Genomic DNA, 12343 nt, shown 5'->3' on the forward strand with positions numbered 1-12343 from the left:
CCTCCCCCTTTAGGAGGGGGAGGAGGTCGATCGAGTTTAGCCCCGATGCGGCTCCTCCCCCGACTTACGGGGGAGGTGGGGTGGGGGCTGAGCTTACTCGGTCGGAAAGCTGCTCATGTCCATCCAGACATATTCCCAGGTGTGACCGTCGGGGTCGGCGACGGCGCGGGAATACATGAAGCCCATGTCCTGCTTGTCGCGCGTTTCGCGGCCGCCATTGGCAAGGCCGGCCTCGGCGATCTGGTCGACGGCGTCGCGCGAGTCGCAGGAGAGGGCATAAAGCGCCTGGCGGCCTTCCTTGGCGTCGGGGATCGGCAGATTGGTAAATTGGTTGAACTTGTCGTAGGTCAGGACCATGACATAGATGGTGTCGCTGATGACGATGCATGCGGCGGTGTCATCGGTGAACTGAGGATTGTGGTCGAAGCCCAGCGCCTTGTAATAGGCCATCGAGGCTTGAAGGTCGCGGATCGGCAGATTGACGAAGATCTGGGCAGGCATGATGATTTCCTCTGGTGTACCGCGACTTTAGCATGTCGCTTCTGATCTGACGACGAGGCGGAGGCCGCCACTTCGACATGCTTATGGAGACAAAATGAAGACGGCGCTGACTTTGTCCGGATCGATCCGCAAGGGCTCGTGGAACCGCGTGCTGCAGCAGCATATGGATCGCAAGCTCACCGAAGCCGGCGTCGCGGTCACCAGCATCGATCTCGCCGATTTTCCGATGCCGATTTTCAACGAGGACCTCGAGGCCGATGGCGCTCCGGAAGCCGCGACGCGGTTGGCGGAACTCTGGCGCAGCCATGACATCGTCTTTATCGCCTCGCCCGAATACAATGGCGGCGTTTCTCCGCTTCTGGTCAATACCGTCACCTGGCTCAGCCGGCAGAAGCCGTCGCCGTTCCGCCACGCCGTCTTCGGCATCGGTGGCGTGAGCTCGGGCAAGTATGGAACAATCTGGGGGCTGAGCCACTTACGGGAGTCGCTGACGAAGGTCGGAACCCTGGTGGTGCCGACGCTCTTGGGGATCGGGCCAGCCAATGGGGCATTCGACGCAGATGGCAATCCGACCGAAGCACCGATCATTCGTAAGGTCGAACAGATGATCGACGAACTCACTCATTTCAGCCGAGGCTAGCCTATGCGCGCGATCTACCTCACGCATCCCGAGGTTCGGATCGACGCTGCTGTTCCCGTGCCGCTTTGGGGTCTGTCCGACATAGGACGGGCACGTGCGCAAGGCTTTGTGGCCAAGGGTCTGGTGCCGCGTGGCACTATGGTGTTTTCAAGCCGCGAAACCAAGGCGCTGGAGCTGGCGGAGCTTGTGGCCGATGCTGCCGGTACGCCGGTTTTGGCCGATCACCTGATGGGCGAGAATGATCGCAGCACAACCGGCTTCCTGCCGCCTGCGCTTTTCGAACTCACCGCTAACCGCTTCTTTGCCGAGCCACATCACAGCGTCGACGGCTGGGAGCGCGCGATCGACGCGCAGGCGCGGATCGTCGACACGGTGACGACGGCCATGGCTTCCGTGCCCGCCGGCACCTTCGCGATTTTCTGCGGCCATGGGGCTGTCGGCACCCTCCTCAAATGCCACATCGGCCAGCGGCGGATTTCGCGCGAGGAAGACCAGCGCCGGATCAGCGCGTCCGGGGGTGGCAATGCCTTTTTGTTCGATCTCCAGGCCGGGCAGTTGCTGACCGACTGGCATCCGATGGAAGAGATCGACCGGAGCTGGTTCGCCATGCCCGCGCTTGTCGCAGCGGCGGAATCGGGCTAGGCCCAAGCCATCATCACATCGAGGGGGAAGAGCATGGCTGGCCATTTGATCGTAGGCCTCGACGTTTCGTCACGCGCGCGCGCCGAAGAGATCGTCACCGCCCTGGGCGACAGCGTCTCCTTCTACAAGATCGGCTATCAGTGCTTTTATGGGGCCGACGGGTTCAACCTCGGCAAGGCACTAATCGCGGCGGGCAAGCAGGTGTTTTTCGACCTGAAACTGCTCGACATCGACAACACGGTCGAAAAGGGCGTCGTTGCCTTCGCCGAAACCGGCGCGGCGATGCTGACCGTCCATGCCTATCCCAAGAACATGGCCGCCGCTGCCAAAGGCGCGGCAGGGTCGGGGCTGACCGTTTTGGGCGTCACGGTGCTGACCTCGATGGACGATCAGGACGTCAAGGACGCGGGCTATGAGCGCGATGCTGCAGGGCTCGTCGCTCTCCGCGCCCAGCAGGCGCGCGAGGCAGGCATCGGCGGCGTCGTGGCGTCGCCGCAGGAAGCCGAAATGGTGCGGACCATTGTTGGGCCGAAGCTGGCGATCGTTACGCCCGGCATTCGCCCAGCGGGAGCAGAGCGAGGCGACCAGAAGCGGGTCATGGGCCCGGCAGAAGCCCTGGCATCAGGGGCGAGCCACCTGGTGGTGGCACGGCCGATCGTCGAGGCCGCGGATCCGGCTGCAGCGGCGCGGGCGATCCTGGCGGAGATGGACGGCAAGCGGACGAGTTTTGCGTGAGGGAAGGGGAGACCCCCACCCGGCCTCCCCCATAAGGTGGGGGAGGAGTTCGGCCGGTGGTGGAAACTCGATCGTGCTCCTCCCCCGACTTACGGGGGAGGTTGGGTGGGGGTCTTACCCGACCAGTCCATGCCGCCGCGTCAGATCAGCCAAATCCAGCTGCGGCCTTGCGCCGATGTGGCTGATCACTTCGCTGGCGGCGAGGCAGCCGGTGCGCAAAGCCGATTCCACTGTTTGCCCACGCGCCATGCCGAGCAGAAAACCCGAGGCAAAAAGATCACCGGCCCCGGTGGCGTCGACGACTTTTTCGACCGGATAGGCCGGCACCGAAACGATCTCGCCATTGATCACCGCCATGGCCCCATCGGCGCCCATGGTGATGGCGGCGACTTCGGCGTCCTTGGCGATCTGGCGCACGGCCTCGCCCAGGTCGTCGGTCTGGTACAAAGATTTGAGCTCATGAACATTGGCAAAGACATAGTCCATGGTCTTGGAGCGTATTAGATCGAGGAATTCGGCGCGGTAGCGATCGACGCAGAACGGGTCCGATAAGGTAAAGGCGGCAGCGCGTTCGTTCTTGTGGGCGTAGTGCGCGGCGAGGACGAAGGCCTTCTTGGCTTCGGCCGGGTCCCACAGAAACCCTTCCATATAGGTGATTGCGGCGCCGCCGATCTCGTCGGGCTTGATATCCTGTTCGGTCAGCTGGTGGCAGGCGCCGAGATAGGTGTTCATGGTGCGCTCGCCGTCTTCGGAAACGAAGATCATGCAGCGTGCCGTCAATGCACCGCCCTTGAGGCGGCCGGTCGTATAATGAACGCCCGCAGCGGTGAGGTCGGTTTCGAACACGTCACCCAGCACGTCATCGGCCACCTTGCCGACAAAGGCCGCACGGCCGCCGAGCGAAGCGACGCCGGCGGCGGTATTGGCCGCAGAGCCTCCACCGATCTGCTGCTTGCCCAGGGGCATCTTGCCGTAAAGGTCTTCCGCCCGATCGGTTTCGATCAGGTGCATGATGCCTTCGGTCATGCCTTCGCGTTCGATGAAGCCGGGCTCGGCGGGTGCGATGATATCGACGATCGCGTTGCCGATGGTCAGCACGTCGAAGCGGGTCTGGGTCATTAGGGGATCCGGCATGAGGAAAGGCCGTGAGCCGGTTTAGAGCATGATTGCCGCTGCGGCAACTAAAGCCCGGCGATGATCTGGGCGATCAGGGCCTCGGTGTCCTCTCGCGGGCGAATGGTGATCTGCCCGTCGAGCAGCAGCACCGCCAGGCCATGCACCTTTGCCCATGCTGCCAGAGCCTGGATGCGACCCTTTTCCATGTCGCCATCAATGAAGTGGCGCATGGTATCGAAGGCCGCATCGGCTGCCATGCGCAGGCCGGGCCTGTTTTCGCGCTTCAGCTGCGGCGAGAACATCAGGCGAAAAAGATTGGCGTTTTCGAGCGCAAAGAGCACGTAGGTCTTGCCCATGGCCGCCATCTTGTCGTCGGGCTCGCTGGCGGCAACCTCTTCCATGCGGGCGGCGAAACGCTGAAAGCCGGTGACGGCCAAGGCTTCGAGCAGGGCGGCGCGGCTATCGAAATGACGATAGGGCGCTGCAGGCGACACGCCGACCGCCCGCGCAAGATCGCGCAGGCCGAGCCCGGCCTCACCCTCTCGAGCAAGGATGATAAGCGCGGCTTCGAGCAGAGATTGGCGTAAAGTGCCGTGGTGATACGGGGCATTGGATAATGTTGACATCGTTCACACCATGCTTCACTCATGTAAGCGCTGTCAACTTGAGGCTGTTTAACGATGGACTGGGATTTTGTCCTTGCTTGCACGCACCATCTAGCAGTGTTCACATTGGTGGGGATCTTTGCTGCCGAATTTGCGCTGCTTCGGCCGGGGATCGGCGCAGGCCAGGTCAAGCAGTTGGCCAAAGTTGACGCTGCTTACGGCACCGTTGCTGGTCTCGTCATCGTCGTTGGCATCATCCGCGTCATCTTCGGCGACATGGGCTGGCAATACTATCTCGGCAATCACGCCTTCTGGGGCAAGATGACGGCATTCCTGATCATGGGGCTTCTGACGATCCCGCCCACCATCGCCATTCGCCGCTGGGACAAGACCGGGGCAGGGGCACCGCCGGCCAACGAGGTCGCCGCCAGCCGCAGGTTCGTCCATCTGCAAGCGGGCGTTTTGCTGTTCATCCCGATCTTTGCGGCCGCCATGGCACGGGGCTATGGCAGCTAAGCCAGTGGCAAGGCCTTCTTGGGTGACTTGTTGGGGAACGGCGTCTTGGGCTCGTAAAGGCACCACTCCCTGATCGGGCAGCGCCAGCATTCCGGGGTCCGCGCCTTGCAGATATAGCGACCGTGCAGGATCAGCCAGTGATGCGCGTGGAGCATGAAACGCTCCGGCACGATCTTTAGCAGCTTCTGCTCCACCGCGAGCGGCGTCGGCGCGGGGGCCAGACCCGTGCGGTTGCTGACGCGGAAGAGGTGGGTGTCCACGGCAATGGTCGGCTGCTTGAAGAAGATGTTGAGCACGACATTGGCCGTCTTGCGGCCGACGCCGGGCAGGGCCTCCAACGCCTCGCGCTCGCTCGGAACGTCGCCGCCATGCTTTTCGAGCAGCAGCTGCGACAGCGCGAAGACGTTCTTGGCCTTGCCGCGATAAAGGCCGATGGTGCGGATGTGCTCGGTAATGCCTTCTTCGCCCAGCGCCACCATAGCCGCGGGGGTTGGGGCAAGCTCGAACAAGCGTTTGGTCGCCTTGTTGACGCCGACATCGGTGGCCTGCGCGGAGAGGACCACGGCCACCAGCAGCGTGAAAGCGTTGACATAGTCGAGCTCGCCCTTGGGCTCGGGCTCGATCTCATGAAAGCGGTTGAAGATGGCTTCTGCCGTGGCGCGGCTGAGCTGTTTCACTTTTCTCGGCGCGGCCATGTTCCTGCCTTCGAATCTGTCCTAGTATTTCGATGCAATGACCGCTCCGACGCAAGCCACCTCAACCGCACCGCTATTCTCAGCAACCCTTAAGCCGGAGCGTTCGCTCCATGCTGCGGGCGGCTGGGTCGGTCTGGTGCTGGCCGGCATTGTCGGAACGCCCTTCCTGATTGCCATGCCGGAATTCCTGTTTCCCGGACTTGCCGCTTTCGGGCTCGCGGGTGGCGGACTCGGTGCCATGGGCATTCGCCAGGGCCGGCTGAAGCGGCAAAGCCAGGCCATCTCGGTTTGGCCGGATCAGCTTGAACTGGTCATTACCGGACCTGGCCAGCAAAAGCAGTTGCGGCGCTTCGACAGCAAGGCGGTTCGCATCCGCCTCGTGCGCGACGGCTATGAGCGGACAACGGCGATCTTTCTTCGTCATGCCGAAGAGGAAGTCGAGCTTGGCGGCTTCTTGTCGGTGGACGACAAATCGAGCTTCGCCAAAGCCTTTGGCAGCGCCCTGCGGCAGGCGCGGCGCGCGGTTTGACGCGTCATTTTCGGGTCGCTCCCTGTTATTTCGAGTTCTAGATTGGCCGCATCCAAGACCAAGGTTTGGCCATGAACCAGCTCAGCACGCTCCAGCCCGAAACTGATTACGACACGATCCGCGCCGCCATTCGCTACCTCAGCGAAAACGGCCCGGACGAGGCCGACCTTCCGGCCTTTTCGCGCGCGCTGGGGCTTACCGAGCGGCAGCTGACTGATCTCTTTCGCCGCTGGTGTGGCCTCACGCCGAAAAGCTTTGCCCAGGCTGTGGCGCTCAATCATGCAAAAGGCCTGCTGCAGGGCCAGGCCAGCGTGCTCGACACAACCTATGAAGTGGGCCTGAGCTCTACGTCGCGGCTCCATGATCTTTTCGTCACCTATGAAGCTATGCCGCCTGGGGTGTTCCGTGCCGGAGGCGCCGGGCTCGACATGTTCTGGGGCGTCGGGCCTTCTCCCTTTGGGTTGGCGGTGGTGACCGCCACCGACTACGGCATTTCAGGCCTTGGCTTCGCCGATGGCGAAACCTCGATCGAGGATGCCTTTGCCGATCTTGCCACCCGCTGGCCCAATGCACGATTCACGCGCGACGACGCCCGCGTCGTGCCGCTGGTCGCCCCCATTTTCGAGCCTGGGCGCTGGTCGGCCGAGCATCCGGTGCGCGTGGTGCTGATCGGCACCGATTTCGAGGTCAAGGTCTGGGAAACGCTGCTCAAGATCCCGGTAGGGCGGGCAGCGACCTATAGGAGTGTCGCCAACCATATCGGCCGGCCAACGGCCTCGCGCGCCGTCGGTGCCGCCGTGGGGAAAAACCCCATCAGCTTCGTTGTGCCCTGCCACCGCGTCGTCGGCACGTCGGGTGCCCTTACGGGCTATCACTGGGGCGTGCCGCGCAAGCGGGCGATCCTGGGCTGGGAGGCGGGGGTGATTTCGGCTCGGTGATTAACGTGGAAGGCCCCCTCACCCGGCCTTCGGCCGACCTCTCCCCCAAAGGGAGAGGTGGCCGCTTGTGGCACTCTCGCGGAGCGACACCTCTCCCTTTGGGGGAGAGGTCGACGGCGTAGCCGGCGGGTGAGGGGGCCTTACTACTTTCTAGAGCGTGACCCGCTCTTCCAGCTTCCCATCCGCACCGATCCGATAAACCGTCGGTTCGCCGGTCCCAATTTCGCGGGCGAGGATTTCGTCCGGCGTCAGGCCTTCGATCGACATCACCAGCGCGCGCAACGAATTGCCGTGTGCTGCCACCAGCACCGTCTTGCCGTCGCGAAGCTGTGGTAGGATCTCGGCTTCGTAATAGGGCAGGGTGCGGGCGGCGGTGTCCTTGAGCGATTCGCCGCCCGGAGGCGGGACGTCGAAGGAGCGGCGCCAGATGTGGACCTGTTCCTCGCCCCACTTTTCGCGCGCATCATCCTTGTTTAGGCCGGAGAGATCGCCGTAGTCGCGCTCGTTGAGCGCTACATTGCGGGTGATGGTGACGTTCAAAATGCCCATTTCCTCGAGCATCAGGTCCAGCGTGTGCTGGGCGCGACGCAGGGCGGAGGTGTAGTAAAGGTCCGGGACGATGCCGGCGGACTTGAGCGCCTGGCCGGTGGCGCGGGCTTCGCCCTCACCCTTTTCGGTGAGGTTGGGATTGCGCCAGCCGGTAAAGAGGTTCTTGAGGTTCCAGTCGCTCTGGCCGTGGCGGACGAGGATCAGCGTGCCGGTCATCTTTTTGTTCCTTTGTTATGCCGCATTTTCGGACGGCGAACCGGTGTCCACTTCGCCTGGAAATGCTTGTCAGTCAGTCGTTGAGGCCGAGAACGTCGGCCATGGAATAAAGGCCTGCGGGCTGGTTGGCAGCCCAGAGCGCGGCACGGGTGGCGCCATTGGCATAGATGGTGCGGTCCTGCGCGCGATGGGTCAGCTCGATGCGTTCGGACGGCCCGGCGAGGATCACCGAATGATCGCCGATCACATTGCCGCCGCGCAGGGTGGCAAAGCCGATCGTTCCCGCCTGGCGGGCGCCGGTATGGCCATCTCGGCTGCGCACCGAATTGTCCTTGAGCGAGATGTCGCGGCCGCGTGCCGCCGCTTCGCCCAGGAGCAGAGCAGTGCCGGAAGGGGCGTCGACCTTGAGGTTGTGGTGCATTTCAAGGATTTCGACATCGTAGTCCGCAAGGGCTGCCGCGGCTTTTTCGACGAGCACGGCAAGAGCGACCATGCCCGGGGAAAAATTGCCGGACTTGACGATGCGCGCGCCGTTGCGGCCCGCCTCGGCAATGGCGGCGTCATCGGCTTCCGAACAGCCGGTCGTGCCGATGATGTGGACGAGGCCAAGATTGGCGGCGGTCTGCGCAAGCGCAACGCTAGCCGCAGGTGCGCTGAAATCGATAATTGCGTGAGCGCCCTTCATGACGGCAGGGAGCAGGGCATCGCTGATCGTAACGCCAAGCGGCTCGGCGCCAGCGAGGGTTCCGGCGTCCTTACCGAGCGCACTCGAACCGGGGCGATCGAGTGCGCCGACGAGTTCGAGATCGGGATGGGTGGCGACGGCCCTGAGGTTGGCAGCGCCCATGCGTCCGCCGGCTCCTGCCACGATGATGCGCAATTTGCTCATGCCCTGCCTCCCAAACTCACCCGCCTATAGCAGCGCCGTGCCGCGCCGCCAACCGGGGTGGCACTTGCCCTTCGGTGTGTTACGATTCGCCTCAAGAGCAAAAAGCGGGCACCCATGACGATAACCAATGTGCTGGCCGGCATTGCCGTCGAAGATTTGAGCCTGTCGCTGGTCTGGTACGAATATCTTTTCGGCCGCAGCGCCGATGCGCGAACCATGGCAGATGTCGCCGAATGGAAGCTGCCCGGCGGTGGCTGGGTGCATGTGATGACCGACCAGGATCGCGCTGGAGCCAGCGTCACCATGCTGATCGTCGATGACCTGGTTGAGGAGCTGGGGCGGCTCGAAATGCACGGCATCAAGCCGGTGAGCAAGGCAACGGGGCACTTTTTCAACACGGCGAAGCTTCGGGACCCGGATGGGAACCTGATCGTGCTGAGCCAGCCGCAGCCGGGGACGTATTAGGATAGAGCCCCACCCGGCCTCCCCGTCAGGCGGGGGAGGAGTCGCATCGCGTTCAACCCACGGTCCTGCTCCTCCCCCTTCTGCAGGGGGAGGCTGGGTGGGGGCTCTACAGCCGTCTCAGTCTTACCTCACCGACCCGGTGATTGCCGCCCTTCTTGAGCACAAGATCGGCGCGGCCGCGCGTGGGCAGGACGTTTTCGAGCAGGTTGGGCAAGTTGATGTCGCGCCACACCGTGCGACCAAACTCGCCTGCTTGTTCCTCGCTCATTTCGGCAAAGCGGCGGAAGAAGCTGTTGGGATCGCGGAAGGCGGTTTCGCGCAGGCGGTAGAAGCGCTCGAGAAACCAGCGCTCGAGGTCTTCGTTGTCGGCGTCGATATAGATCGAAAAATCGATGAAGTCGGAGGCGAAGAGGATCGGATTTCCGGTCTTGGGCAATTCACCCGGCTGCAGGATGTTTAGTCCCTCGACGATCAGGATGTCGGGCCGATCGATGGTGATCTCTTCGCCAGGCACCACGTCATAGACCAGGTGCGAATAGACCGGGACGCCGACATTGGCCTTGCCGGACTTGATATCGGCCAGGAAAGCGACGAAGCGGGCGCGATCATAGCTTTCCGGAAAGCCCTTGCGCGACATCAGCCCGCGCTCTTCGAGCACCGCATTGGGGTGGAGGAAGCCATCGGTGGTGACGAGATCGACCTTGGGGTTGGATGGCCAACGGCTGAGCAGCGCCTGGAGAATTCGTGCCGTGGTCGACTTGCCCACCGCCACCGAGCCAGCCACGCCGACAATGAAGGGCACCTTTTCGGAGGGTGAGCCAAGGAAGCGGTTGGAGACGAGATGCAGGCCCTTGGTCGCTTCGACGTAATAGGAGAGGAGGCGCGAGAGCGGCAGGTAGATTTCTTCGGCTTCCGAAAGCGAAATCGGATCGGAGAGCGATCGCAGGCGATCGATATCAGCCTGCGTCAGCGTCATCGGCGTGCCGTCGCGCAGGGCGCTCCATTCGGCCTTGGTGAAGCTGCGATAGGGGTCGAGCACAGCGGGACGCCTTGCCATCAAAGCGTATCCTTACGCGCGGCTTTTTCAGCCAGCCCGGACTGGGCCGTGCGCGTATCGAGTTCGGCCATGACATCGCTCAGAGGCACTCCGGCGGCCTTGAGCACGACCATCAAGTGATAGAGGACGTCGGCGCTTTCCTTGACCAGTTCCACCCGGTCGCCCGTAACGGCGGCAATCACCGCCTCCGTCGCTTCTTCGCCGAGCTTCTGCGAGGCCTTGTTGATGCCGCGGGCGATGAGCTTGGCGGTGTAGCTTTCTTCCGGCGAGGCAGCGGCGCGGAGGGCCACGCGCTGTTCGAGTTCTTCGAGGGTCATTTTACCTCCGGGCTTAGGTCCATGCGCATGGCAATGCCATGCTCGGCCATGTAGCGTTTTGCCTGCGGGATGGTGAAGGTGCCGAAATGGAAGATCGAGGCCGCCAGCACCGCGCTGGCATGGCCTTCCGTCACGCCATCGACCAGGTCCTGCAGCGTGCCGACGCCGCCCGAGGCGATCACCGGCACTTCGACTTCATCGGCGATGGCGCGGGTGAGCTTGAGATCAAAGCCCGACTTGGTGCCGTCGCGGTCCATCGAGGTCACCAGCAATTCGCCGGCGCCGCGCTCGACCATGCGGGCGGCAAATTCCACCGCGTCGATGTCGGTCGGCTTGCGGCCGCCATGGGTAAAAATCTCCCATTCCGAGCGGTTGTCACCGCCCACGGCCTCGGTCAGCCGCTGCTTGGCGTCGACGGAGACGACGATGCACTGATTGCCGAACTTGTCCGCGGCGCGGGCGATGAAATCCGGATCGTTGACGGCGGCCGAGTTGATCGCGACCTTGTCGGCGCCGGCCAGAAGAAGCTTGCGGATATCGTCGATGCTCTTGACCCCGCCGCCCACCGTCACCGGCATGAAGCAATGCTCTGCCGTGCGCGCCACGACGTCGAAAATGGTATCGCGGCCTTCATGGCTCGCGGTGATGTCCAAAAAGGTCAATTCGTCGGCGCCAGCCGCGTCATAGGCCATGGCGGCTTCGACGGGATCGCCGGCATCGATCAGGTCGACGAAATTGACGCCCTTGACCACGCGGCCCCCGGCCACATCGAGGCAGGGAATGATGCGGGTTTTCAAACTCATGGCATCAAAGCCTTTCGCCGCCAGGCAATATAGTGGATCACAAGAAGGACGAACCAGACGATCAGCGCGCCGCCGCCAAGGGGAATGGTGGCGAGCATGAACCAACCCATCATGCCGGTGAAATAAAGCGTCTCGCCCCAGTCGCTGCCCCCGATCATGCAGGAATGGACCGAACCTTCGTCGACGACGCAGCCATTGGCGTCAGCAACGTATGCGGTGAAGAGCACGGACAAAAGCGGAGCCGCGGCGATCAGCACGATGACCACGAAGGTGATCACATAGGCCTTCCAGGGGAAGCGGCCCTTGCTCATGCCGCCCTCAACCGTGCCAATGCTTCACGTGAATCAATGCGGCCGTCGTACAGCGCACGGCCGGAAATGGCGCCTTCAAGCACCGCGGCGTCGGGCTGGGTCAAGCGCTCGATATCGGCCATGGAGGCAAGGCCGCCGGAGGCGATCACCGGGATCGAGGTCGAGCGCGCCAGCTCGAGCGTCGAGTCCCAATTGATGCCGGCCAGAATGCCGTCGCGGTCGATGTCGGTGTAGATGATGGCCGCAACGCCCGCCCCTTCAAAGCGCTTGGCGAGCTCGATGACCGAAAGCTCGGACGTCTCCGCCCAGCCTTCCACCGCGACCATGCCTTTGCGGGCATCGATGCCGACAGCGACTTGGCCCGGCCATTTCTGAGCCGCTTCCTTGACCAGCGCGGGATCGCGCACCGCCACGGTACCGAGAATGACGCGGGCCAGGCCGCGATTAAGCCAAGCTTCGATATGGCCAAGATTGCGAATGCCGCCGCCCAGCTGGACGGGGAAGCTCACCGTCCTGAGGATGGCTTCAACCGCTGCGCCATTGACGCTCTCGCCAGCGAAGGCCCCGTTGAGGTCGACGACGTGGAGATATTCGAAACCCTGGTCCTCAAAACTCTTTGCCTGCGCCGCGGGATCGTCATTGAAGACGGTGGCCTGCTCCATGTCGCCAAGCTTGAGGCGCACGCACTGGCCGTCCTTGAGGTCTATGGCGGGGAAGAGGATCATGGTGCAGTGCTCGCGGGTACAACCCCCACCCGGCCTCCCCCTGCAGAAGGGGGAGGAGCAGGTCGGTGTCTGGTCTTGGATAGTGCCACAAGCG

18 protein-coding genes are annotated in these 12343 nt (G+C 63.1%); 7 read left to right on the forward strand and 11 right to left on the reverse strand.

Annotated elements, in window-relative coordinates:
- Window positions 1-93: 93 nt before the first annotated feature.
- A complete protein-coding gene (locus tag JI748_RS15300; RefSeq protein ID WP_201632592.1) occupies window positions 94-501 on the reverse strand; it encodes a VOC family protein in 408 nt (135 codons plus the stop codon).
- Between the two features lie 94 nt (window positions 502-595).
- Between JI748_RS15300 and JI748_RS15305 the strand changes: the two genes are divergently transcribed.
- Genes JI748_RS15305 through pyrF form a run of 3 tightly spaced genes read left to right on the forward strand, consistent with a single transcriptional unit; the run spans window position 596 to window position 2518 of the window.
- The gene (locus JI748_RS15305) at window positions 596-1141 is read left to right on the forward strand and encodes an NADPH-dependent FMN reductase (protein ID WP_201632595.1); all 546 of its coding nucleotides are present in this window, start codon (window positions 596-598) and stop codon (window positions 1139-1141) included.
- 3 nt (window positions 1142-1144) lie between these two features.
- Window positions 1145-1783: a histidine phosphatase family protein gene (locus tag JI748_RS15310; protein WP_201632598.1), complete on the forward strand. Its 639-nt coding sequence runs from the start codon at window positions 1145-1147 to the stop codon at window positions 1781-1783.
- Window positions 1784-1816: 33 nt separating this feature from the next.
- Window positions 1817-2518, forward strand: coding sequence for an orotidine-5'-phosphate decarboxylase (gene pyrF, locus JI748_RS15315; RefSeq protein ID WP_201632601.1), 702 nt, complete (start codon window positions 1817-1819; stop codon window positions 2516-2518).
- A 114-nt stretch (window positions 2519-2632) separates the two neighbouring features.
- Here the strand turns inward: pyrF and JI748_RS15320 are convergent, their stop codons facing one another.
- Together JI748_RS15320 and JI748_RS15325 are read right to left on the reverse strand one after the other, a co-directional pair.
- On the reverse strand, window positions 2633-3637 hold the full coding sequence (locus JI748_RS15320) for an adenosine kinase (RefSeq protein WP_201632604.1): 1005 nt from the start codon (window positions 3635-3637) through the stop codon (window positions 2633-2635).
- A 62-nt stretch (window positions 3638-3699) separates the two neighbouring features.
- Window positions 3700-4260 (reverse strand): TetR/AcrR family transcriptional regulator, encoded by a 561-nt coding sequence (locus JI748_RS15325; protein ID WP_201632608.1) that lies wholly within the window; start codon window positions 4258-4260, stop codon window positions 3700-3702.
- 54 nt (window positions 4261-4314) lie between these two features.
- On the opposite strand from JI748_RS15325, the gene JI748_RS15330 reads away from it, so the two are divergent.
- Complete coding sequence (locus JI748_RS15330; protein ID WP_201632611.1) at window positions 4315-4755, forward strand: DUF2214 family protein; 441 nt, start codon at window positions 4315-4317, stop codon at window positions 4753-4755.
- Here JI748_RS15330 and nth read toward each other — a convergent pair.
- Window positions 4752-5450 (reverse strand): endonuclease III, encoded by a 699-nt coding sequence (gene nth, locus JI748_RS15335; protein ID WP_201632614.1) that lies wholly within the window; start codon window positions 5448-5450, stop codon window positions 4752-4754. The two genes, JI748_RS15330 and nth, sit on opposite strands and share 4 nt — an antisense overlap.
- Before the next feature lie 37 nt (window positions 5451-5487).
- On the opposite strand from nth, the gene JI748_RS15340 reads away from it, so the two are divergent.
- Window positions 5488-5979: a DUF2244 domain-containing protein gene (locus JI748_RS15340; protein ID WP_201632617.1), complete on the forward strand. Its 492-nt coding sequence runs from the start codon at window positions 5488-5490 to the stop codon at window positions 5977-5979.
- 71 nt (window positions 5980-6050) lie between these two features.
- The gene (locus JI748_RS15345) at window positions 6051-6917 is read left to right on the forward strand and encodes a methylated-DNA--[protein]-cysteine S-methyltransferase (RefSeq protein WP_201632619.1); all 867 of its coding nucleotides are present in this window, start codon (window positions 6051-6053) and stop codon (window positions 6915-6917) included.
- 150 nt (window positions 6918-7067) lie between these two features.
- Here the strand turns inward: JI748_RS15345 and JI748_RS15350 are convergent, their stop codons facing one another.
- Both JI748_RS15350 and dapB read right to left on the reverse strand, forming a co-directional pair.
- Window positions 7068-7682 carry a 2,3-bisphosphoglycerate-dependent phosphoglycerate mutase gene (locus JI748_RS15350; protein WP_201632622.1) on the reverse strand — a complete coding sequence of 205 codons (615 nt, stop codon included), beginning with the start codon at window positions 7680-7682 and terminating at the stop codon, window positions 7068-7070.
- A 73-nt stretch (window positions 7683-7755) separates the two neighbouring features.
- Window positions 7756-8571, reverse strand: coding sequence for a 4-hydroxy-tetrahydrodipicolinate reductase (dapB, locus tag JI748_RS15355; RefSeq protein ID WP_201632625.1), 816 nt, complete (start codon window positions 8569-8571; stop codon window positions 7756-7758).
- Between the two features lie 114 nt (window positions 8572-8685).
- On the opposite strand from dapB, the gene JI748_RS15360 reads away from it, so the two are divergent.
- Window positions 8686-9036 carry a VOC family protein gene (locus JI748_RS15360; protein ID WP_201632628.1) on the forward strand — a complete coding sequence of 117 codons (351 nt, stop codon included), beginning with the start codon at window positions 8686-8688 and terminating at the stop codon, window positions 9034-9036.
- A gap of 106 nt (window positions 9037-9142) precedes the next feature.
- On the opposite strand, the gene coaA is transcribed toward JI748_RS15360, so the two are convergent.
- Genes coaA through hisA form a run of 5 tightly spaced genes read right to left on the reverse strand, consistent with a single transcriptional unit; the run spans window position 9143 to window position 12249 of the window.
- Window positions 9143-10093, reverse strand: coding sequence for a type I pantothenate kinase (coaA, locus tag JI748_RS15365; RefSeq protein WP_201632631.1), 951 nt, complete (start codon window positions 10091-10093; stop codon window positions 9143-9145).
- Window positions 10093-10410 carry a phosphoribosyl-ATP diphosphatase gene (locus JI748_RS15370; protein ID WP_201632634.1) on the reverse strand — a complete coding sequence of 106 codons (318 nt, stop codon included), beginning with the start codon at window positions 10408-10410 and terminating at the stop codon, window positions 10093-10095. Before JI748_RS15370 ends, coaA begins: the two co-directional genes overlap by 1 nt.
- The gene (gene hisF / locus JI748_RS15375; RefSeq protein ID WP_201632637.1) at window positions 10407-11213 is read right to left on the reverse strand and encodes an imidazole glycerol phosphate synthase subunit HisF; all 807 of its coding nucleotides are present in this window, start codon (window positions 11211-11213) and stop codon (window positions 10407-10409) included. Before hisF ends, JI748_RS15370 begins: the two co-directional genes overlap by 4 nt.
- Window positions 11210-11524, reverse strand: a complete 315-nt coding sequence (locus JI748_RS15380) for a hypothetical protein (protein WP_201632639.1) — start codon at window positions 11522-11524, stop codon at window positions 11210-11212. The genes hisF and JI748_RS15380 overlap by 4 nt, the downstream gene beginning before the upstream one ends.
- A complete protein-coding gene (hisA, locus tag JI748_RS15385; RefSeq protein WP_201632642.1) occupies window positions 11521-12249 on the reverse strand; it encodes a 1-(5-phosphoribosyl)-5-[(5-phosphoribosylamino)methylideneamino]imidazole-4-carboxamide isomerase in 729 nt (242 codons plus the stop codon). Before hisA ends, JI748_RS15380 begins: the two co-directional genes overlap by 4 nt.
- Window positions 12250-12343 lie beyond the last annotated feature (94 nt).

Source organism: Devosia rhizoryzae (genome assembly GCF_016698665.1).
Lineage (GTDB): Bacteria > Pseudomonadota > Alphaproteobacteria > Rhizobiales > Devosiaceae > Devosia > Devosia rhizoryzae.